The sequence below is a fragment of the Nocardia sp. BSTN01 genome, assembly GCF_015354405.1.
Lineage (GTDB): Bacteria > Actinomycetota > Actinomycetes > Mycobacteriales > Mycobacteriaceae > Nocardia.
Genome location: NZ_JADKYP010000035.1, coordinates 46,648 through 67,988 on the forward strand (window position 1 = coordinate 46,648; position 21,341 = coordinate 67,988).

General features: G+C 66.5%; 23 protein-coding genes. 12 read left to right on the forward strand and 11 right to left on the reverse strand.

All coding sequences use genetic code 11. The annotated features are described in order from the left end of the window. Window positions 1–25 precede the first annotated feature (25 nt). A complete protein-coding gene (locus IRT45_RS24520) occupies window positions 26–889 on the reverse strand; it encodes a MaoC family dehydratase (protein ID WP_194808236.1) in 864 nt (287 codons plus the stop codon). 187 nt (window positions 890–1,076) lie between these two features. After that, window positions 1,077–2,792, reverse strand: coding sequence for a 3-oxosteroid 1-dehydrogenase (gene kstD / locus IRT45_RS24525; protein WP_309241138.1), 1,716 nt, complete (start codon window positions 2,790–2,792; stop codon window positions 1,077–1,079). Window positions 2,793–2,935: 143 nt separating this feature from the next. Here kstD and IRT45_RS24530 point away from each other — a divergent pair, with 143 nt between their 5' ends. The 6 genes from IRT45_RS24530 to IRT45_RS24555 all read left to right on the forward strand — a co-directional run bounded on the left by IRT45_RS24530 (window position 2,936) and on the right by IRT45_RS24555 (window position 7,895). Continuing rightward, the gene (locus IRT45_RS24530) at window positions 2,936–3,721 is read left to right on the forward strand and encodes a 2-keto-4-pentenoate hydratase (protein WP_194808238.1); all 786 of its coding nucleotides are present in this window, start codon (window positions 2,936–2,938) and stop codon (window positions 3,719–3,721) included. A 10-nt stretch (window positions 3,722–3,731) separates the two neighbouring features. Then, window positions 3,732–4,643 (forward strand): acetaldehyde dehydrogenase (acetylating), encoded by a 912-nt coding sequence (locus tag IRT45_RS24535; RefSeq protein ID WP_194808239.1) that lies wholly within the window; start codon window positions 3,732–3,734, stop codon window positions 4,641–4,643. Between the two features lie 13 nt (window positions 4,644–4,656). Beyond that, complete coding sequence (gene dmpG, locus IRT45_RS24540) at window positions 4,657–5,706, forward strand: 4-hydroxy-2-oxovalerate aldolase (protein ID WP_194808240.1); 1,050 nt, start codon at window positions 4,657–4,659, stop codon at window positions 5,704–5,706. Window positions 5,707–5,831: 125 nt separating this feature from the next. After that, window positions 5,832–6,512, forward strand: coding sequence for a hypothetical protein (locus IRT45_RS24545; RefSeq protein ID WP_194808241.1), 681 nt, complete (start codon window positions 5,832–5,834; stop codon window positions 6,510–6,512). A 310-nt stretch (window positions 6,513–6,822) separates the two neighbouring features. Next, window positions 6,823–7,428, forward strand: coding sequence for a TetR/AcrR family transcriptional regulator (locus IRT45_RS24550; protein ID WP_194808264.1), 606 nt, complete (start codon window positions 6,823–6,825; stop codon window positions 7,426–7,428). Window positions 7,429–7,487: 59 nt separating this feature from the next. Beyond that, window positions 7,488–7,895, forward strand: coding sequence for a cupin domain-containing protein (locus tag IRT45_RS24555; RefSeq protein ID WP_194808242.1), 408 nt, complete (start codon window positions 7,488–7,490; stop codon window positions 7,893–7,895). 129 nt (window positions 7,896–8,024) lie between these two features. Here IRT45_RS24555 and IRT45_RS24560 read toward each other — a convergent pair whose 3' ends face one another. Both IRT45_RS24560 and IRT45_RS24565 read right to left on the reverse strand, forming a co-directional pair. Then, entirely contained in the window at window positions 8,025–8,342 is a 318-nt protein-coding gene (locus IRT45_RS24560; RefSeq protein WP_039775843.1) for a hypothetical protein, read from the reverse strand. After that, window positions 8,342–9,559 (reverse strand): Rieske 2Fe-2S domain-containing protein, encoded by a 1,218-nt coding sequence (locus IRT45_RS24565; RefSeq protein ID WP_194808243.1) that lies wholly within the window; start codon window positions 9,557–9,559, stop codon window positions 8,342–8,344. The genes IRT45_RS24560 and IRT45_RS24565 overlap by 1 nt, the downstream gene beginning before the upstream one ends. 224 nt (window positions 9,560–9,783) lie before the next feature. On the opposite strand from IRT45_RS24565, the gene hsaA reads away from it, so the two are divergent. From hsaA to IRT45_RS24590, 6 genes are all read left to right on the forward strand, one after another. Then, on the forward strand, window positions 9,784–10,953 hold the full coding sequence (hsaA, locus tag IRT45_RS24570; RefSeq protein ID WP_030517284.1) for a 3-hydroxy-9,10-secoandrosta-1,3,5(10)-triene-9,17-dione monooxygenase oxygenase subunit: 1,170 nt from the start codon (window positions 9,784–9,786) through the stop codon (window positions 10,951–10,953). After that, on the forward strand, window positions 10,953–11,834 hold the full coding sequence (gene hsaD, locus IRT45_RS24575; RefSeq protein WP_194808244.1) for a 4,5:9,10-diseco-3-hydroxy-5,9,17-trioxoandrosta-1(10),2-diene-4-oate hydrolase: 882 nt from the start codon (window positions 10,953–10,955) through the stop codon (window positions 11,832–11,834). Before hsaA ends, hsaD begins: the two co-directional genes overlap by 1 nt. Beyond that, on the forward strand, window positions 11,831–12,730 hold the full coding sequence (gene hsaC, locus IRT45_RS24580; RefSeq protein WP_194808245.1) for an iron-dependent extradiol dioxygenase HsaC: 900 nt from the start codon (window positions 11,831–11,833) through the stop codon (window positions 12,728–12,730). The genes hsaD and hsaC overlap by 4 nt, the downstream gene beginning before the upstream one ends. Before the next feature lie 23 nt (window positions 12,731–12,753). Further along, window positions 12,754–13,344: a 3-hydroxy-9,10-secoandrosta-1,3,5(10)-triene-9,17-dione monooxygenase reductase subunit gene (gene hsaB / locus IRT45_RS24585; RefSeq protein ID WP_194808246.1), complete on the forward strand. Its 591-nt coding sequence runs from the start codon at window positions 12,754–12,756 to the stop codon at window positions 13,342–13,344. A gap of 123 nt (window positions 13,345–13,467) precedes the next feature. Next, window positions 13,468–13,599 carry a hypothetical protein gene (locus IRT45_RS37535; RefSeq protein ID WP_255535597.1) on the forward strand — a complete coding sequence of 44 codons (132 nt, stop codon included), beginning with the start codon at window positions 13,468–13,470 and terminating at the stop codon, window positions 13,597–13,599. Between the two features lie 21 nt (window positions 13,600–13,620). Beyond that, window positions 13,621–14,529, forward strand: coding sequence for an AraC family transcriptional regulator (locus IRT45_RS24590; RefSeq protein WP_194808247.1), 909 nt, complete (start codon window positions 13,621–13,623; stop codon window positions 14,527–14,529). A gap of 56 nt (window positions 14,530–14,585) precedes the next feature. Here the strand turns inward: IRT45_RS24590 and IRT45_RS24595 are convergent, their stop codons facing one another. From IRT45_RS24595 to IRT45_RS24625, 7 genes are all read right to left on the reverse strand, one after another. Further along, on the reverse strand, window positions 14,586–15,335 hold the full coding sequence (locus IRT45_RS24595; RefSeq protein WP_194808248.1) for a DUF427 domain-containing protein: 750 nt from the start codon (window positions 15,333–15,335) through the stop codon (window positions 14,586–14,588). Between the two features lie 158 nt (window positions 15,336–15,493). Beyond that, complete coding sequence (locus IRT45_RS24600) at window positions 15,494–16,378, reverse strand: helix-turn-helix transcriptional regulator (protein ID WP_194808249.1); 885 nt, start codon at window positions 16,376–16,378, stop codon at window positions 15,494–15,496. Further along, window positions 16,375–16,884: a DUF6879 family protein gene (locus IRT45_RS24605; protein ID WP_194808250.1), complete on the reverse strand. Its 510-nt coding sequence runs from the start codon at window positions 16,882–16,884 to the stop codon at window positions 16,375–16,377. The genes IRT45_RS24600 and IRT45_RS24605 overlap by 4 nt, the downstream gene beginning before the upstream one ends. Then, on the reverse strand, window positions 16,865–17,296 hold the full coding sequence (locus tag IRT45_RS24610; RefSeq protein WP_228534937.1) for a hypothetical protein: 432 nt from the start codon (window positions 17,294–17,296) through the stop codon (window positions 16,865–16,867). Before IRT45_RS24610 ends, IRT45_RS24605 begins: the two co-directional genes overlap by 20 nt. Before the next feature lie 729 nt (window positions 17,297–18,025). Then, complete coding sequence (locus IRT45_RS24615; RefSeq protein ID WP_194808251.1) at window positions 18,026–19,279, reverse strand: MFS transporter; 1,254 nt, start codon at window positions 19,277–19,279, stop codon at window positions 18,026–18,028. Between the two features lie 8 nt (window positions 19,280–19,287). Further along, window positions 19,288–19,788 (reverse strand): MarR family transcriptional regulator, encoded by a 501-nt coding sequence (locus tag IRT45_RS24620; RefSeq protein ID WP_309241139.1) that lies wholly within the window; start codon window positions 19,786–19,788, stop codon window positions 19,288–19,290. A 446-nt stretch (window positions 19,789–20,234) separates the two neighbouring features. Continuing rightward, a complete protein-coding gene (locus IRT45_RS24625; protein WP_194808252.1) occupies window positions 20,235–21,320 on the reverse strand; it encodes an acyl-CoA dehydrogenase family protein in 1,086 nt (361 codons plus the stop codon). Window positions 21,321–21,341: the final 21 nt, after the last annotated feature.

The following is a 21,341-nucleotide window of genomic DNA, read 5'->3' on the forward strand; positions in this document are numbered from 1 at the left end:
TCTTCGTTCGGTGGCGAGTCGTCGATCAGGCGGTGAAGCTCAGCCGCACATCGCTCAGTACCGGGGCGTCCTCGCGTTCGACCACGGTCGCGCCGATGACGAGCTCGTCGCCCTCGCGCCAGATCCGCGACCGGATCGTCTCACCCGGATACAGCACGCCGGCGAATCGGGCCCGGAAGCCGGTCACCCGGCTCGCGTCCGAGTCCAGCACGGTGTCGGTCGCGGTCTTGCAGACCAGGCCGTAGGTGCACAGGCCGTGCAGGATCGGGTCGGGAAAGCCTGCGGCACGGGCGAATTCGGGGTCCGAATGCAGCGGGTTGCGGTCACCGCACATGCGGTACAGCAGTGCCTGCTGCGGGAGCGTCGGGGTGAGGACCTCGACATCCGGGGTCCGATCGGGCAGTTCGGCCTTGGTGCTCGGGCCGCGCTCACCACCGAAACCGCCCTCACCCTTGGCGAAGATCGACGAGCGTGCCGTCCACAGCGGCTGCCCGTCGGATCCGGTGATCACCGTCTCGTGGGTGATCACCGCGGCCGAACCCTTGTCCCACACCTCGGTGATCCGCCCGGTGCTGCTCGCCTTGCCCTCGGCCGGAATCGGCCGGTGCACAACGATTTCCTGGCTGCCGTGCACGACCTTGGCCAGGTCGATCTCCACGCCCGGATAGCTCACCTTCGGTGGTTCGGTGACCCGCATCGTCGGTGCGACGGTCGCGAAGGTCGGCAGCACCTGCGGCTCCCGATCGTCCAGATAGCGCAGTTCGCCCGGATCGGTCCAGCGGGTGCCGGCGCTCAGGCCCAGGTGGTACAGCTGTACATCCGAGGGCGTCCAGGAGAACGCCTGGGTCGGAAGTTCCGCTCCGAGAGCGGTTTTCAGGTCAATAGGCATTGTGTGTGTTCCTTGTTCGCCGACGTATCACGAGTCCTGATCGAGGGTGTCCGGAATCCGATCCGATCGGCCGGACCACCCTCCATCGACAGTGGTGTTGCGGACGCCGCCGCGGGTGGCCGGACCGCTCCCATGGTGCCGGGATCGGGCCACGCCCCCGCTGCGGGTCCCGCTCACCGGTGCCCGCCTATTTGCTCGCCGCGCCGGTGGGTGCTTTTTCCTCGCGCGCCTTCTCGACGATATCCATGACCGCCAGATAACCGAAGGTCAGCGCGGGCCCGATGGTCGCGCCGGGACCGGCGTAGGTGTGGCCCATGACCGGGGTCGAGGAGTTGCCGGCCGCGTAGAGCCCGTCGATCACGCTGCCGTCCGCCCGCAGCACCCGCGCCGCGGTGTCGGTGACCAGGCCGCCCTTGGTGCCCAGGTCGCCCGGCACGATCTTGGCGGCGTAGAACGGGCCCTGCACCAGGGCCGCCAGGCACGGGTTCGGCTTCACGGTCGGATCGCCGTAGTAGCGGTCGTAGTGACTCTTGCCGCGGCCGAAGTCCTCGTCGACGCCCTTCTCCGCGAAGGCGTTGAACCGGGCGACGGTGGCGGCGAGATTGTCCGCCGGCACGCCGAGACGCCGGGCCAGTTCCTCGAGGGTGTCGGCCTTGACGATGTTGTCGTTTTCCATCCAGCGGGACGGAAAGCGCTGGCCCGGCTGCAGCCCGGCGAAGATGTAGCGGTTGCGGTAGCGCTGGTCGAACACCAGCCAGGCGGGGATGTTCTCGCCCGGACCGTCACCCTGACCCCATTTGCCGCCGTACATGGTGTGCACGGCCTCGACGTAAGGAGCGGACTCATTTCCGAATCGCTTACCGTCGGCGTTCACCATGATCGCGCCGGGCAGATTGCGCTCGGCCAGCGCGAACCACGGCTTGCCCTCACCCTTGAAAATGGTCGGCCCCCACCAGGAGTCCTCCATGAACCCGATGTCGCCGCCGACCTCCATACCGGCCCGGATGCCGTCACCGGTGTTGGCCGCCGCGCCCGTGGTCCACTCGGTGGTGATGGGCTTGCGCTGGTACTGCTCGCGCATCTCGGCGTTGTGCTCGAAACCGCCGGTGCCCAGCACCACGCCGTAGCGGGCCTTGAAGATCGTCGGCTCGCCGTCGACGGTCGCCTCCACGCCGACGACCCGGCCGTCCTCGGTGATCAGCTTGGTCAGGGGAGTGTTGAGCAGCACCGGGACGTTCGCGTCCTGCAGGCCCTTGCGCATGGCCGCGATAATGGCCTGGCCCATGCCCACGATCTGCTTGCCGGTGAATTTCGCCAGGTAGGTGCGGGCGCCGACCCGCATGGCGCGCATCATGCCCTTCGGATGCCGCTTGATGAGGTTCAGGCGCACGAAGTCGGTCTGCATGACGACGACGTTGAGCGGGGCCTTGGCATAGGGCGGTTCCAGATTCGCGGCCTCGGCGCCGAGCACCTTGAGGTTGAACGGCTTCGGCTCGCAGGAGCGGCCGGAGCCCAGGCCGCCGGGGGCCTCGGGGTGGTAGTCGGAGTAGCCCGGCACCCAGGTCATCTTCAGCGGAGAGTGATCGAGGACGAAGTCGAAAGCCTCGGCACCGCGGTCGATGTAGGTATCGATCTTCTCCTTCGGCACCACGTCACCGATGATGCTGTGCAGATAGCGGCGGGCCTCCTCCCGGTCGTCGGGCCGGCCGGACGCCTCGAGCGCCTTGTTGCCCGGGATCCACACACCGCCACCGCTACGCGCGGTCGAACCGCCGTAGTGCGCGGCCTTCTCGATGAGCACCGCGCGCAGTCCGTGGTGCGCGGCGGCGAGGGCGGCGGTCATTCCGGCGGCGCCGCTGCCGACCACCACCACGTCGTATTCCCGATCAGTCATGTAGAACACGTTATAGAATCGGATCAGGTTCGGTCTATATTGGTCTGGCAGATGGGACTGCTGACACGAGAAAATGCAGGAAAACTCGTTTCAGTTTGTATCCCGTTCACCGGCTGGTCCCCAGACCGAGCGCCCCAATGGAAGGAACAAGCGTGCTGTCCGACGCGGTACGGAATGAACTGGCCGCGGAGCTCGCGGTCGCCGAACGAGACCGGGTGCCGATCGATCCGCTGGTCACGCGGTATGCGGCGATCGACGTGGTCGACGCCTACGAGATTCAGCTCATCAACATCCGGCAGCGGCTGGCCGACGGCGCGAAGGTGGTCGGCCACAAGGTCGGCCTCTCCTCGAAGGCCATGCAGGAGATGATGGGCGTCGACGAACCCGACTACGGCCATCTGCTCGCCGATATGCAGGTGTTCGAGGACGTTCCGGTCGACACGTCGAAGTACCTGTTCCCGCGCGTCGAGGTCGAGGTCGGTTTCGTGCTGGGCGCGGATCTGCCGGGCGAGGAGTGCACCGAGGCCGACGTGCTGGCCGCGACGGTCGCCTACGCCCCCGCCATCGAGCTGATCGACACCCGCATCAAGAACTGGAATATCGCGTTGTGCGACACCATCGCCGACAACGCCTCCTCGGCCGGCTGGGTGCTCGGGCCGGAGCGGGTGGCACCGGATGCGCTGGATATCAAGGCCATCGACGCGACCTTGACCCGCAACGGCGAGGTCGTCGCCCAGGGCCGCAGCGACGCGGTACTCGACGATCCGACCACCGCGGTGGCCTGGCTGGCCCGCAAGGTCGCCTCGTTCGGGGTGCGGCTGAAGGCCGGCGACATCGTGCTGCCGGGTTCGTGCACCCGCGCCATCGACGCCCGTCCGGGTGACGACTTCCATGCCGAGTTCGCTGGACTCGGTTCCGTCCGTTTGAAGTTCAGCTGAGGGAGATCAAGTGCCTAGCAACGGGAAGGTCACAGCCGCGATCGTCGGCTCCGGCAATATCAGCACCGATCTGCTGTACAAGCTGCTGCGGTCGGAGCGGATCGAGCCGCGCTGGATGATCGGTATCGATCCGGACAGCGAGGGTTTGAAGCGCGCCCGCGGGCTCGGTCTGGAGACCTCGGCCGAGGGTGCCGACTGGCTGCTCGCGCTGCCGGAGAAGCCGGACATGCTGTTCGAGGCGACCTCGGCGTACGTGCACCGCGAATACGCGCCGAAGTACGAGGCGGCCGGTATCCGCGCGGTGGATCTCACCCCCGCCGCGGTCGGCCCGGCGGTCGTGCCGCCGGTGAACCTGGGTGCGAATATCGACACCCCGAACGTCAACATGATCACCTGCGGTGGGCAGGCCACGATTCCGATCGTCGCGGCCGTCTCGCGCGTGGTCGAGGTGCCCTACGCCGAGATCGTCGCCTCGGTCTCCTCGGTCTCGGCCGGACCCGGCACCCGTGCCAATATCGACGAGTTCACCAAGACCACCAGCAAGGGTGTGGAGACCATCGGTGGTGCGAAGCGCGGTAAGGCGATCATCATCCTCAACCCGGCCGAGCCGCCGATGATCATGCGCGACACCATCTTCGCCGCCATCCCCGAGGATGCCGACACCGCCGCGATCAGCGAATCCATCCACCGGATGGTCGCCGACATCCAGGAGTACGTGCCCGGCTACCGCCTGCTCAACGAACCGCAGTTCGACGAGCCGAGCGTGATTTCCGGTGGGATGGCGAAGGTTTCGGTTTTCGTGGAGGTCGAGGGCGCGGGCGACTTCCTGCCCCCGTACGCGGGCAACCTCGACATCATGACCGCCGCCGCCACCCGGGTGGGCGAGGTCATGGCCGAACAGATCCTCACGGCTCGGGTCTAGGAGGGACCAGATCATGAACTACGTATTGCAGCCGTTCTCCCAGGAACTCGACGTCCGCGTCACCGACACCTCGCTGCGCGACGGGTCCCATCACAAGCGCCACCAGTTCACCGCCACCGAGGTGCGCGATATCGTCGCGGCCGTCGACGCCGCGGGCGTCCCGGTCATCGAGGTGACCCACGGTGACGGCCTGGGCGGTTCCTCGTTCAACTACGGGTTCTCCAAAACCCCTGAGCAGGAACTGATCACGATCGCGGCGCAGACCGCGAAGCAGACCAAGATCGCGGTCCTCATGCTGCCCGGCGTGGGCGTCAAGGAGGACATCAAGATCTCCCAGGACAACGGCGCGTCCATCGTCCGCATCGCCACCCACTGCACCGAGGCCGACGTCTCGATCCAGCACTTCGGCTACGCCCGCGATCTCGGCATGGAAACCGTCGGCTTCCTGATGATGTCGCATTCGCAGCCGCCGGAGGTGCTCGCGAAGCAGGCGCGCATCATGGCAGACGCGGGATGCCAGTGTGTCTACGTCGTGGACTCCGCCGGTGCGCTCGTGCTGGATCAGGTCTCCGACCGCATCGCCGCGGTCGCCGCCGAACTGGGTGACGACGCCCAGGTCGGCTTCCACGGTCACGAGAACCTCGACCTCGCCGTCGCCAACTCGATCTACGCGGTCAAGGCCGGTGCCAAGCAGATCGACGGCAGCGCACGGCGTTTCGGCGCCGGTGCGGGCAACACCCCGGTCGAGGCGTTCGTCGGCGTCGCCGACAAGATCGGCATCAAGACCGGTATCGACTTCTTCGCCATCGCCGATGCCGCCGAGGACGTCGTGCGCCCGGCCATGCCGCAGGAATGCCTGCTGGACCGCCAGGCCCTGATGATGGGCTACGCCGGGGTGTACTCGAGCTTCCTCAAGCACGCCGAGCGCCAAGCCGAACGCTACGGCGTCTCGGCGGCCGAGATGCTGGTGCGCGCCGGTAAGCGCAAGCTCGTCGGCGGCCAGGAGGATCAGCTGATCGACATCGCGCTGGAACTGCAGCGGGAGCAGACCGCCTCCGCCTGAGCGGATCGAGAGCGACGGGCCGCGAACGTGAATCGTTCGCGGCCCGCTGTCGTGTACGGGGCGAAGTCCGGTGACGACAGGTCGGACCGCCGCCGCGGACGGCGGCTCCGTTCGGCGAGAGCGGCGTGGACGCGTCTGTATTGTCGGAACGCGAGGCCGGCTGGTGCCGCTTTCGATTCTTTCGGAGAACGAGATGCGGTGGGCGGTTAACGCGCGTGGGTTTCGAACCGATCCGGATCATGGGTCTGGGACGCGCAGTAGCACTGCGCGGCAAGCAATCTGTTCTCGGTATTCGTTTGGAAAAACATAGGAGAGTTGCTGTGAACATGCGGGCTGTGATCGCTGGATCTGTTGCCGCTATCGCGATTTCGATGGCGGGTGGAGCGGTGGCAGGTGCGGAGCCGTTCGTCGCCGCGAACGGGCCCACGGTGCAGAATCCGGCCGATTTTCTGGTGGGCGACACGGTGTATTTCAACGCCGGATACGCCAATTGCTCGATACATCCCAACGGTGACGTCGGCTGCGACATCAGCCCCGGAATCGCCACTCTGTTCGGAGTTCCGATCAACAATGTGGCCATCGACCTGCCGTTCCTCCCGGCGCATCCGACCTTCGGCCTGACCGGCCCACTCGGCCGCGCCGGCAGCCGCCCCTTCGACCCGGGCCCCTCCGTCGACGGCTACGACTACGGCGGCGTCATCACCTACGGCGGTGCCACCTGCAGCGCCGGCGGGCGCGGTGCGGTGCAGTGCAGCTCGAAGGGACACACTTTCAACTTCGGCTGGTCGGGCACCAACCTCAGCTGACGGCAGCACGGATTCGGCACCCCGGGCCGCGAACGTTCCCCGTTCGCGGCCCGCGGTCGTTGTGCGGCCGGGCGGATCGACCAGGTCGTTTCGATCGGCAACCTGGAACAGGCCGGTTGATACACTCGTGTATCCACGTGTCCATGGAGAGGAAGCGTTCGTGACGTCCCTCGGTGCCCGGAAGTCGTCCGAGGCCGGGCGCGGCCGGACATCGCAACGTCGCCGCGACGCATCGGCCGAAACGTCGGGGGAGGCCGCTCCCGTCGGTGATCTCGCCGGTCCGAGCGGCGTAGCCACGCGCGAACCGCGAATGACCAAGCGACGGGCCGAGACTCGGCAGCGGTTGCTGGACGCGGCCTTCGACGCCTTCGCGGAGGAGGGGTTCGGGCGGTGCACGGTGGAGCAGATCTGTGAGCGCGCCGGATTCACCCGGGGGGCGTTCTACTCGAACTTCAGCTCGCTGGAGGAGCTGTTCCTGGCGATGTGGGAGTTGCGCTCGGCCGCGATGCTGCGCGAACTGACCGGAGTGCTGGAGTCGGAGTCCGGCGCCGATGTCCACGACCTGCGCGCCGGTGTGGAACAGGTGCTGCGGGCGGTTCCGCTGGACGACAAATGGTTTCGCATCACCGCCGAATTCACCGCCCACGCCCTGCGCAACCCGCCGCTGCGGCGGGTGATGGTCGCGCGGGAGAACGCGATCGTCGCGGCCCTGCTGCCGGTCCTCGAGGCGCTGCTCGATCGCGCGGGCCGCACCGTCACCGACCGCGAGGGCCTCGGGCGGGCGGTGGTCGCGGTCCACGACGGAACCTCACAGCAGTGTCTGCTCGAACCGGACGACACCACCGCGCGGGAACAGCGCACCACGCTGTTCACCCATGTCGCGATGGCCTACAGCGTCGCGCGGGATGCCCGATGAGCCGCTGCCGGCCGTAGCCGCGCAGAAACCCGGAGACGACAACCGTGCAGGAGGCGACGATGTCCGAACGACCCGAACTGGCCGAGGCGCTGGATCTGCAACCGCATCCCGAAGGTGGCTGGTTCCGCGAAACCTACCGCAGCCCGGTCGAATTCGAGCCGGACGGCTACGACGGCCCGCGCGCATCCGCCACCGCCATCCACTTCCTGCTGCTGGCGCACGAACAGTCCGCGCCGCATACCGTGCGCTCGGACGAGATCTGGTTGTGGCACCGCGGTGGCCCGCTGCTGCTGAACATCGGCGGCGAGGAGGTGATCCTCGGCCCGGATGTCGAACGGGGACACCTCCTGCAGGCCGTGGTGCCCGCCGGCGTCAGCCAGGCCGCCCGCCCGGCCGGTGACGAATACGTGCTGGTGAGCTGCGTGGTCGCGCCCGGATTCGATTTCGCGGACTTCCGGCTGGACTGATCGCCGGGGTGAACACATCGTGCAAACCTCGGCGATTCGGCGCGATTTCCGCCTTTCGGGCGGAGGTTTGCACGAATAGTTCAGGCCCGCCCACCGAATACGGTGGGCGGGCCCGAGCTACGCGCCGACCTACTCGTCGATCGCCAGCATGCCCTCATCGATCGCATACTGGATCGACTTCTCCAGGTCCGGGCACGGATCCGGCCGCCCCGGCCCGGCCAGCTTCGCGAAGACCGGACAGTGTTCGGCCGGGCTGACCGTCCACTGCACCGACCGCTGGTGCGAAGAGGACTTGCGAACCAGGACTTCCACTCCGCATGCCCGGCAGGCCACCGGCGTCAGGCCGTCTTCGAGATAGCGCTGCTTGTCGACGACCGTCTGGGCACGCACCTGTTCCCGGCGTTCCGGGCGGTCCGCGAAATCGGGTGCTTTGGCCCAGGAGACCATCAGGCACCCGCCTCCTGCTTGACGGCAGGGTCCTGCTGTGCCGCGTCCTCTTCCTTCTTGCGCCGCAGATTCTCCGCGACCTCGGCCTCCCAGTGCTCGTTGGCCTTGGTGGTGTCGACCTCGAATTCGAAGCGCTGCACCATCTTCGGGTCGATATCGGCGACGTCGACGTAGAACTGGTCGTACCAGCGCCGCAGCTGGTAGACCGGGCCGTCCTCCTCGCAGAGCAGCGGGTTGTCGATCTTGGACTTGTGCTTCCAGATCTCCACGTCCTGCAGGAAGCCGTCGCCGAAGAAGTCGGTCATGGACTTGGCCAGCTTCTCCGCCGTCTCGTCGTCGATGCCCTTGGGCTTCTCGACCGACAGGCCGTACTGCAGCACGAACGAATCCTGCGTGACCGGGTAGTGGCAGTTGATCAGCTGGACCTTGATCTGGTAGCCGCCGTAGATATTGGTCAGCGGGTTGATCATGTAGGACGGGCCGAAGTAGGACGCCTCCGACTTCAGCAGCGTCTCCCCGCCGTACTTGGCGGCCATGCCGATGTCCGGACGGCCCTTCGTCTCGAGGAACTGCGTCGCCACGTGACCTTCGAAGACGTTCTTGAAATACGTCGGGAAGGCGAAGTGGATATAGAAGAAGTGGGCCATGTCCACCACGTTGTCCACGATCTCGCGGCAGTTGGCGCCCTCGATCAGCATCGTGTTCCAGGTGAACGGGGTCCAGTCGCTGTTGCGTTCCTCGACCGGGTTGCCGTCGGCATCGGTGTAGGGCCCCTCGATGTAGGGGATGGTGACGTCGTCCGGCGGCGGGTTGCCCTCGTGGTCGTGCCAGACGTAGAGCTGGCCGTTGCGCTCGAGGGTGGTCCAGGCGCGGGTACGGGCCAGCGGCGGCACCCGCCGCGCGTACGGGATCGAGGTGCAGCGGCCGTTGCCGCCCCAGCGCCAGTCGTGGAACGGGCACGCGATGGAGTCGCCCTTGATCTCGCCCATGCTGAGATCGCCGCCCAGGTGGCGGCAATAGGCGTCGAGCACCTTCAGCTCGTCGTTGCTGTCGGCCCACACCACGAGTTTGGTGCCGAAAGCCTGCACGGCATGCGGCTTACCGTCGCGAAACGTCTCGGCCAGGCCCAGGCAATGCCAGCCCCGCGCGTACCGCGTCGGTGTCGAGCCGACGTCGATCTCGCGGACCTTCCCGCTCCGCTGTGCGGTTTCTGCCATCGTCATCCCTCCTCTGGAAGTACTAGAACACGTTACAAAATTGAGCGGCCCAGCGCCAGCTATTCCGTTGACTACCAGGCAAAGGTGTTCGTTGTGGGACAATGAACACCCGTTCTCGACATAAATAAGAACGTGTTCTAGTCTCAAGACAAGTATCGGTTCCGCAGAACGGAATGCGACCGATACACCGTTCCGATTTCGATCAGGCAGGAGCAGCCCCCGAGATGACGCAAGAAGTGACCGAGCGGGTCGAAGCGCTGTTGCCGAAGCTGCGCGAACAGGCGCAGGAGGCAGAAGATCTGCGCCGGATTCCCGACGAGACCATGAAGGCGCTGCAGGAGACCGGTTTCTTCAAGCTGCTGCAGCCGCGCCAGTGGGGCGGATACGCCGCCGATCCGGTCGTGTTCTACGACACCGTGCGCAAGATCGCCAGCGCCTGCGGTTCCACCGGCTGGGTGGCCGGCATCATCGGCGTGCACAACTGGCATCTGGCGCTGTTCGACCAGCAGGCACAGGAGGAGGTCTGGGGCGAGGACACCCAGGTCCGCATCTCCTCCTCCTACGCCCCGATGGGCGCCGGCGTGGTGACCGAGAGCGGCGACGGCTACATCGTCAACGGCTCCTGGGCCTGGTCGTCGGGTAGCGATCACGCCACCTGGACCTTCGTCGGCGGTCCGGTGATCAAGGACGGCAAGCCGGTCGACTTCGGCAGCTTCCTGGTTCCGCGCACCGACTACCGCATCGACGACGTGTGGAATGTGGTGGGCCTCAAGGGCACCGGCTCCAACACTCTGGTGCTGGAGAACGTCTTCGTGCCGCGGCACCGCTTCCTCAGCTACAAGAGCATGAACGACCTGACCGCGCCCGGTCTGCAGCAGAACACGGACCCGGTCTACAAGATGCCGTGGGGCACTATCCATCCCACCACCATCTCCACGCCGATCGTCGGCATGGCCTACGGCGCGCTGGACGCGCACGTGGAGCACCAGGGCAAGCGCCTGCGCGCGGCCTACGCCGGTGAGAAGGCCAAGGACGACCCGTTCGCCAAGGTGCGCATCGCCGAGGCCGCCAGCGATATCGACGCCGCGTGGCGGCAGCTGTCGGGCAATGTCGCCGACGAGTACAAGCTCCTGGTCGCCGGCGAGGAGATTCCGTTCGACCTGCGTGTGGCGGCGCGTCGCGATCAGGTCCGTGCCACCGGCCGGGCCATCGCCTCGATCGACAAGCTGTTCGAGAGCTCGGGTGCGACCGCGCTCGCGAACGGTACTCCGCTGCAGCGTTTCTGGCGTGACGCGCACGCCGGCCGCGTGCACGCCGCCAACGATCCCGAGCGCGCCTACATGATGTACGGCACCCACGCGTTCGGCCTGCCGGTCACCGACGGGATGGTGTGATGACCGCCGTCTCGGAGCTGACCTACGAGTCCACCTCGAAGTTCGCCCAGGTCCGCCCGGATCTGAAGCTGCACTATCACGAGGCCGGCGAGGGCAACGGTCCCACCATCGTGCTGCTGCACGGTGGTGGTCCCGGCGCCTCGTCGTGGTCGAACTTCGCGCGCAACATTCCGGTGCTGGCGCAGCACTTCCACGTGCTGGCCGTGGATCAGCCCGGCTTCGGGCAGTCGGACAAGCCGACCGACCACCCGCAGTACTTCGTGCACAGCGCCTCGGCGCTGAAGGATCTGCTCGACATCCTCGGCATCACCGAACGCGTTCACCTGCTGGGCAATTCGCTGGGCGGCGGCGCGGCGGTGCGTTTCGCGCTCGACTATCCGGACCGGGCCGGCAAGCTGGTCCTGATGGGGCCCGGCGGACTGAGCACCAACCTGTTCGCGCCGGACCCCACCGAGGGCGTCAAGGCGCTGGGCAAGTTCAACGTCGAGCCCACCCGCGACAATCTGGAGAAGTTCCTGCGGATCATGGTCTTCGACCAGTCGCTGATCACGCCGGAACTGCTCGACGAGCGCTTCGCCTCGGCCAATACGCCCGAAGCGCTGGCCGCGACCCGCGCGATGGGTAAGTCGTTCGCCAGTGCGGACTTCGAGAAGGGCATGCTGTGGCGGGAGGCGTACAAGCTACGCCAGCCGGTGCTGCTCATCTGGGGCCGTGAGGACCGGGTGAATCCGCTCGACGGTGCGCTGGTGGCGCTGAAGACCATCCCGCGCGCGCAGCTGCACGTGTTCGGCGGTTGCGGGCACTGGGCGCAGTTGGAGAAGTTCGACGAATTCAACCGGCTGGCAACCGATTTCCTCTTCGGTTCGAAGGAGACGCGATGAGTATTCGTGCGCTCGGGTACATGCGCATCGAGGCGACCGACGTGGCCGCCTGGCGCGAGTACGGGCTCAAGGTGCTCGGCATGATGGAGGCGGACGGGCCGAATCCGGATGCCCTCTATCTGCGGATGGACGATTTCCCCGCCCGCCTGGTGATCGTGCCGGGTGAGCAGGACCGCCTGCAGGTCTCGGGCTGGGAGGTCACCGACGCCCCTGGGCTGCAACGGCTTCGGGAGACGTTGACCAAGGCCGACGTCGCCTTCGACGAGGGCACCAAGGACGAGCTCGTGGAGCGGCGCGTCGAGGGCATGATCCGCTTCCAGGATCCCTCCGGCAATACGCTCGAGGCGTTCTACGGCGCCCAGTATCTGGCCCGGCGTTTCGTCAGCCCCTACGGCCACAAGTTCGTCACCGCCGAACAGGGTCTGGGCCATGTGGTGCTGACCTGCACCGACGATGCCGAAGCGCAGGCGTTCTACCAGGACGTCCTGGGGTTCCGGTTGCGCGATTCGATGCGCCTGCCACCGCAGGTCGTCGGCCGGCCCGCCGACGGCGACCCGGCGTGGCTGCGCTTCTACGGCTGCAATCCCCGCCACCACGCGCTGGCGTTCCTGCCGCTGCCGAATCCGACCGGCATCGTGCATCTCATGGTCGAGGTGGAGAATTCCGACGACGTCGGACTCTGCCTGGATCGCGCGCTGCGCAAGAAGGTCAAGATGTCGGCCACCCTCGGCCGGCACATCAACGACAAGATGTTGTCGTTCTACATGAAGACCCCCGGCGGATTCGACATCGAATTCGGCTGTGAGGGTTTGGAAGTCGACGACCACTCCTGGATCGCGCGGGAATCCACCGCGGTGAGCCTGTGGGGTCACGACTTCACGGTGGGATTCAAGTAGCGAGCGCGGAGAGGGCGACAACCATGACCGCCACGGGCGAATACCCCGAGATCGACGGCCGGCAGTTCCGGAATGTGCTGGGACAGTTCTGCACCGGTATCACGGTGATCACCACCTTCACCGAGGCCGAGGACGCCGAGCGGGCGCCGATCGGTTTCGCCTGTCAGTCCTTCGCCGCCCTCTCCCTCGACCCGCCGCTCGTGCTGTTCTGCCCCACCAAGGGATCGCGGTCCTGGGCCGCGATCGAGCAGTCGGGACGGTTCTGCGTGAACGTCCTGGCCGAGGAACAACAACAGGTGTGTGCCCGCTTCGGTTCCCGCGAACCCGACAAGTTCGCCGGAATCGGCTGGAGCACTTCGGAGCTGGGACTTCCAGTCCTGGACGACGCGCTGGCCACGATCCAGTGCACGGTGGACAGCGTCGTCGACGGCGGCGATCACTACATCGTGATCGGCCGGGTACTGGCCCTGTCGGAGTCCACGGACTCCGGCAGGCCGCTGCTCTTCTACCGCGGCCAGTACACCGCCATCGAACCCGAGAAGACCACTCCGGCCCCCTGGCGAGCCGACCTCGAACACTTCCTCACCACCACCACCCTGGACACCTGGTTGTAGGTCCGGGCGATCGTCGAGGGCGGGCACCTTTCCCGGTGGCCGCCCTCCGCTGTTTCGCGTGACCGGCCGGGATCCGGAGTACGTCGGGCGGGTCGTAGTGGGCCGGCACGTCGGCGTAGCCCGGTGACGGATCTGTCATGGTCACCTCGCGTAGCCGGTACGGACGAGGAATCGTCCCGTGCTGGGCGCTGCGTGTCCGTGGACGCGTTGACCGCGACCGGGGCGGTCAGCATGCTGGTGATCGTCGCGGTGTGAGATCGGCCAATGGGGCAGTGTGTGGATATCTTGAGTGAGACGGTGGCGGCGGTGCGGACCGGGCTGCCCGCCTCGGGACTGTTCGTGCGGCATGCACCCTGGGGCAGGCGGTATCCGCTGGTGCCGGGGGCCGGATTCCATATCGTCCTGCAGGGTGAGTGCTGGTTGCTGGTGCCCGAGTCGGAGCCGGTGGCGATGGGGCCGGGCGATGTGTTGTTCATGCCGCGCGGTGCCGCGCATGTGATCGCGGACAGTCCGCACAGTGCGATCACCGAGGTGGCGACCCCCGGAGAGCCGCGTGAGATTCCCGGGCCGGGATCGCGGACCACCCTGCTGTGCGGGGCGTACGAGGTCAGCCGGAGTCGCCGTCATCCGCTGCTGGACCAACTGCCCGACTTTCTGCACCTGCCCGCCGATCCGGACCGCTCCCCGGCGCTGCGTGCCGCGGTGGATCTGCTCGTCGGCGAGCTCACGGAGCCGCGGCCGGGCACCGACGCCGCCGTACCCGCGCTGCTGGATACGCTGCTGCTGTTCGTCCTGCGCTCCTGGTACGAACAGGCCGAAACCTCCGGCTGGGCAGGTGCTTTCGCCGATCCGGCCGTGTCGGCCGCGCTGCGCGCCATCCATGCCGAACCCGCGCGGGCCTGGACCGTGCCCGAGCTGAGCGCGGTGGCGGGAGTATCCCGCGCCACTCTGACCCGCCGGTTCGCCGCGACCGTCGGTGAAGCACCGCTGGCGTATCTGACCCGCTGGCGCATGCTCACCGCCGCGCGCCTGCTGCGCGAGACGGATCTGCCGATCGCGGCGATCGCGCACCGCGTCGGCTACGGCTCCGAATTCGCCTTCGCCAAGGCGTTCAAGCGCGAGTACACCCTCGCTCCCGGGCGTTATCGCCGCGCCGAGGAGTTGCCACCCGTCCTCGCGGTGTGAGCAGGCCGGATGCGTCCGGAAAGCCCTGTGCCGCCGGCCGGAGGTAGCGCCGTGATTCAGCTGAACGGGGTCGAGTGTTCCTGCCGGACCCCGTCCACGTACAGCTCGACCTTCTCGTTGTAGAAGCAGACCAGCCCGGCGACCTTCTGACTCTCCGGCAGGGGAGTGCGGTAATACCAGACCAGATCGGGATAGGCGGTGTCGCCGACGCGGATGTTGTAGTACTCGGCGGTGCCTTTGTAGGGGCAGCTCGTCGTGGTGGCCGAGGGCGTGAGCAGATCCATCCGCACATCGGTCAGCGGCAGGTAATAGCGGGGAACGAGCCCGGTCTCGTAGAGAATGTGCGGCGAATTCGATTCCGCCACAACCTCTCCGCCGATCTCCACCCGCACCGTGCGGGAACTGGCGAGGATGTCGACGCGCGTATAGGGATTGCGCGGATGGACGTAGATCGGCTCGTCCTCCTCGAACCACCGATCCATCTGCTCCCAGTCCAAGCGGATGTGCTCGCGCAGCTCCGGAATCGGCGACTCCGGATAGCGAAGGGCCGCAGCGGGTCTGGTGCTTCCGCCGATCACCACGTCGTAGATGTCACCCTCACCGCGACTGGTGGAATGTTTGGTCGATCCGGTCGCGACCAGTTCGGCGCGAACGTCCTCGACCGGCACATAGTAGGTGGGGTAGTAGGGACTCTCCCAGACCAGCAGCGGACGGATGGTATCCGCGACAACCTGCCCATCCACATAGGCCCGAATCCGCCGATGCCCCGCCTCGGTCCGTACCCGCCCCCGATTCGTCTCGGTCATTTCACCACGGTACGCGCGGAAGGTGACGCGGTATACGGCACCGGCCGATGCCGATGGAAAGGACCACGCGCCCAATGCTCTGCGTATCAGCACCCGTGCCCGCTGCGTGCCGGGGCAGATACCGGATGTCTTCGCCTGCCCGTTGGTTTTCCGAGAACCTACCTTCGTGGACCGGTCACAGGTGATCCGATGACGGTATCGGCCTGTGGCGAATCTCGTGCGCGAATAGCTCTGTGAATCAGCATCCGAGCCTTTTCACCGGTGACGGACTGAGCAGCCAGGGTGTCGAACGTCCGGTGGTATACCCGAATCTCGCGGGGTTGGGTGACGTTCAACTCTGCGGTTACCGTCTCGACCAGAACCATCGTCGAATCGAACATCAGGAACCCGGTCGTGGCCGTCTCGAACGGCGCCATGAGTGGGATAATTCCGATAGTTATCCGGGGCATGCCGTGGACGGCCAGCAGCCGGTCCAGCTGACCGAGCATTGCCTCGTTGCCTCCGACCGTGGTGTACAAGGCCTGTTCCCCGATGAGGAAATGAAACAGGTGATCTCGCTTGTACAAGACTTGCTGACGTTCCATCCGCTTGGCTACACCGGCATCCAAGTCATCGGGTATCTGTTGGAATTCGATGACTTTGCGGAGAATCCCGGTGGCGTATTCGGCGGTCTGCAGTAGCCCGGGAATCAACGATGGCTCGAATGATCGAAGTATCCGGGACTCGGATTCCCACCTTATCGACGCTTGCTGCCGTCGCTTGGTTCCGGTGCCGAGGACTTTCCGCCATTCGAGGTACGCGGTATCTATGTTCTGACGGGTGGCGTGCAGGTCAGCCAGTTGGTCCTGTGCGCCACAGTCTCGGCAATACGCGGTGATGTCTTCCAGGGACGGTTTGATCCGGCCGTACTCGATCTTCGAGACCTTCGAGGGGTCCCATTCGTTACGCCGTGCGAGTTCGGCACCGGACAACCCGGCAGCGAAACGAATCTCTCGGAGCCGAGCCCCGAGAGATTCGCGCTGTTGGTCAACAGAGCCGGTCACTGTGTGACGTACTCCCGAAACGGGGTACCGAGCGACCAGAACCGTTGTTTCAGTCCCACCGCATATTCGGCGATGCGCGGGTCGGTGGTCATCACACCCGACCAACCGCCGGAGTCTCCGAACGCTGAAAAGACGACCGTCTCGTCATCGAACAGCCAGAAATCATCGGGTGGCACTTCCCCGGCATCGTGCCGGGGTAGATACCGGATATCTTCTCCGGCGGCGGTGTTGAGTTCTGCGACCCGCATGGAGAACCTCGTGTAGTCGGTGTGCGGTACGGACACGATACGAATCCGCGTCACTGCGACGCCCCGGCTGACCGTCTCCCGGACCAGATCGGTCCACGGTGTGAACCACGCGTAATCGTCCGGCTCCCCGGTCAGGAATCGCTGGAACGGTTCGCTCTCTCCCGGCTCGACGTACGAGTCGAGCACTTCGAGATGGAACGCTTCCCGCTTGCAGGCCCTGAGGAGGTCCGGGAACCCTTCATCGGGTACCAGCCGCATTGCCGTAGAACCTCCGTAGTCGCTTCGGAACCTCGATCGCGGTTTCATCTTCCGCCAAGGTCAACTTGCCGAGTACGTCCGGCTCCGTCACAGGCCGGCCGACGACGGTGAACGTTCCCCGGCCGGTGTCGGTCAACGTGGCGCCGATGAACGTATCCGCTTCGGCGAACCCGGTCAGCAGGTGCGGAATCTCCACTGTTCCAACCGTGTTCGTCTCCCACCCCTGCACCAGGTACGTGTCTTGGTCGGTGGCGTACAGAGTCGGGCATCCGTTGCTCGTGCTGCCACCCTTGCCGAGAAACCGAATTTTCATCGCGGCTACCTCCGTTGCGTCGTGCATGAAGTTGCACCTACAGGACTCATTGTGGCGTGTGAATGTCCCTGATGCACAGCAAAAATCCACCTTGTGCACGAATGTGCATGATCGTAGACCGTGGCCGAGCGTGGTTCCTACCGTTCTGACCGGGCCCCGGCGCCGGGCCGAAACGACTTCCCCGGTGCCGGGTGCCATACCACGGCGCACGAGGGGATGAGACGACATGGACGCAAGGCTGAGGCGCACAAGGCTTTACGTGTTTCCCGGTGGCGTGCTGGAGATGGCCGATTATGGGGACGGCGACTCGGGCGGGGTCTATCTGGAGTTCAGAAATCCCCTTCTGCCACAACGTGTTTCGCTTGCATCCGATGTGCCCCCGCCTCTCCGCTCGATCGAGTCGGCCGATGCGGAGACGTGCGGACGAGTTCTCCGGTCGCTGCGTCGGTGGGAGGCATAGCCGCGTGCTTACCGTGGCGTGGATCGTCGTCGTCGGGTTGCCGGTGGGGGTGGTCGTCTGGGCGGCCCGGCCCTACCGGGACGGGTGTTCGGCAGGGAAAGGTCGACGCGGCGCCGGCCCGCAGCGGTATGCCCTGAACTTTTCGTGCAAACCTCGGCGGAAATGCGAGAAAATTGCCGAGAACGGCTAGGTTTGCACGATTTGTTCACCGGACGCACGAGCGGCGCCGTGGATAGGAAAAGGCCGGAATCCCCTGCGGGTTTCGCGAGGGGATTCCGGCTCACCGCCGTTGCGGTCAGAGAAGGGGTACCGCAGCGGAGGGTGTCGTCGGGGCGAGGGGGGTGGGTCGCCCGCGACGACAAGTTCGGTCAGTCGTCGCCGACGGTGATCGCTTCGGCTTCGGCGGGGCTGTGTTCGGCCGGGTCGTGGTCGTCCACGTGGGACAGGGCCGACCGGCCGCCGAGCAGTACCAGGACGCCGATCGCGGTACACGCGGCGCCGACCCAGAACGGCAGTGCCATCTGATGTTCGCCGAGCTTGCCGGCCAGATACGGGGCGGCGGCGCCACCGACGAACCGGACGAAGCTGTAGGCGGCCGAGGCGGTGGAGCGTTCCACCGGAGCCGAGATCATCACGGCCTCGGTGATCAGGGTGTTGTTCACGCCGAGGAACAAGCCCGCCAGTACGGTGCCTACGATCAGCACGGGCTTGTGGTCGGCCCAGATCGCCATGGCGGCCAGATCGGCGGCGAACAGCGCCAGCGCGGTCGCGATCATCGGCACGGTGCCGAACATGCGCTGCAGTCGCGGCGCGAACACCACCGATGCCAGCGCCAGCAGCAGACCCCAGCCGAAGAAGATGAATCCGATCGAGTAGGTGCCCATGTTCAGCGGGAACGGGGTGTAGGCGAGCAGGGTGAAGAAGCCGTAGTTGTAGAGCAGCGCGGTGATGCTGACCAGCAGCAGTCCGCGGTGCCGTAAGGCCTTGAACGGCGCCGTGATCGAGGTGTGGTGGGCCGGTTTCGGCATCTCCGGCAGCAGCGCGACGATCGCGACGAACGCCACCGCCATCAGGACGGCGACGCCGAAGAACGGTGCGCGCCAGCTGAATCCGCCCAGGAATCCGCCGACCAGCGGTCCGGCGGCGATACCGATGCCCAATGCCGCCTCGTAGAGGATGATGGCGCGGGCGACTCCGCCGCTGGCCGCGCCCACGATGGTGGCCAATGCGGTCGCGATGAACAGCGCGTTACCCAGACCCCATCCGGCGCGGAAGCCGACGATCTGCCCGACCGTTCCCGACGACCCGGCCAGCGCGGCGAAGACGACGATGATGGCGAGGCCGGCGAGCAGCGTCTTCTTGGCGCCGAAGCGGCTGGACACCACGCCGGTGATCAGCATCGCGACACCGGTGACCAGCATGTAGCTGGTGAACAGCAGGGTGACCTGCGACGGCGACGCGTGCAGTTGTTCGCCGATCGGTTTCAGGATCGGATCCACCAGGCCGATACCCATGAAGGCGATGACCGAGGCGAAAGCCACTGCCCAAACCGATTTGGGCTGCTTGGTCTTCGGAGTGGTCGTCGCCTCGGTCGCGGTCGGTGATGAGAGAGTGGTGCTCATCAACGCTCCTACTTCGAGACTGTCTGTGGTGCAGCCGATTTCAGGGCTTCGAGGAGATCGGTCAGCTCGCTGTCGAGGTGGCTGAGCCGGTCGATGCCGAAGTCGGGCAACCGGGCCGCGAGAGCGGTGCCGAACGCGCGGCGGGACACGGACAGCTGTTCGCGTCCCGCCGGCGTCAGCTCGACGACCACGGCTCTGGAGTCGTCGGGGTCTTTGGTGCGTGCCGCGAGTCCGGCGGCTGTCAGCCGGCCGATCAGCGCCGTTGCCGAGGGCTGGGAGCAACCGTCGATCTCCGCGAATTCGCTGATTCGCAGCGGACCGTGCTCTTCGAGCGTGGACAGCGCCCGCACCATCGCACGCGGGAGCGCTCGGGTTCCCAACGTGCCGGCCAGTCGAGTGAGCCGCGCGGCGGTGACGGCGATGTCGACCATGAGCACCTCGGCCGGATCTGTGGCGGAGACGGAGCTCCGGGCCGAATCGGGGAGGGTGGGCGACTCGTTCGACTGCACGAGAATTATGTTACATAAGCTAACTATGTATGTACATAGCCTAACTATCTATTTCCTCGTGACGTCGCGCACAGATCGTTTCCGCAGGTCAGCAACGCTCTTGCTAGCAGCGACAGCCGCAGCCGCGCCCGCCAGCCGCAGCCACAGCCGCGCCCGCCAACCTCAGGCCACAGCGGTAGCCGGAGTCGCGGCGGTAGTCACACCGGCACCGGTAGTCGCAGCGGCACCGGTAGTCGCAGCGGCACCGATATTCGCAGCCACACCTGTTGCCGCAGTCGCAGCCGCACCGGTAGCGGTAGGCGCAGCGGTAGCCCCGTCGCTGCCGGCGTTACCGGCCAGCCGAACGGCAGAGCTGGACGGCCGAGTCACGAACACGACTCGACCCCGCGACCGTAGGGGCGCGGGGTCGGAGTATGCGAATGCGGCCGCGTGGATTGTCGGGCGGATCAGGCGGGTCGGGCGAGCGGCCGTCCTGGCATCCCGAACAACTCGGCATCGCCGTGCGCCCGCTTGAAGAACAGATGTGCGTCGTGCTCCCAGGTGATGGCGATACCGCCGTGCATCTGCACGGTCTCCGACACCACCGAACGGAACGCGTGCGAGCAGTGGATACGCGCCGACTCGAGGTCGAGCGTCGTTTCGGCGGACACCGGTCGATCGAGATCCGCGATCGCGGCGTACGCGGCCGATCGGGCCGACTCCACCAGCACGTACATATCGGCCATGCGGTGCTTGAGCGCCTGGAAACTGCCGATCGCCCGGCCGAACTGCACGCGCGACTTGCTGTATTCCACGGTGAGGTCGAGGCACTGATCGGCCGCGCCGACCTGTTCGGCGGCCAGGGCGGTCCAGGCCACGGCGCGCAGGCGGGCCGTGATCGCGTCCGCGTCCCCGCCCAGCCGGGTGGCCGCCGCGCCGTCGAAGGCGACGGTGCTCAGGCGCCGGGTCGGATCCATGGTCCGGACGACGGTGCGGGTGACTCCCGAAGCGGTGGCGTCGATTTCGTAGAGTCCGTCGGCCGTCACGACCAGCAGGGTGTCGGCGTTGGCGCCGTCCAGGACATAGTGCGCGGTCCCGGTCAGGGTGCCGCCGTCGGCTCGCACGGCGTATCCCGGCGCCACGCCCGAGTGTGCCCCTGTGGCCCAGCCCTTTTCGTCCGCCCAGCACACCGCGAGCGTCCGGGTGCCCTCGGCGACACCCGGCAGCAGCCGTCGCGCCGCGTCGGCATCACCGGTCGCGAGCACGGCTTGGACGCCGAGGACGGCCGACCCGAGCATCGGCGGGTTGTGCAGTGTGCGGCCCAGTTCCTCGAGCACCACCAGCGCCGTATCGAGGTCGGCGCCGACGCCGCCGTACTCTTCCGGAATCGCCAGCGCGGCCACGCCCACCTGCTCGCACAGCAGTTGCCACAGTCGCTCGTCGTAGCCGAGTTCGCTGTCGATCGCCTGCCGCAGCGCGGCCCGGTCGCCGTGGCGGGTGAGGACGGCGCGGACGGTCGCGGTCAATTCCTGCAGTTCCGCGGTATCGGTCATCGCCGTACTCCCGTCTCGTCG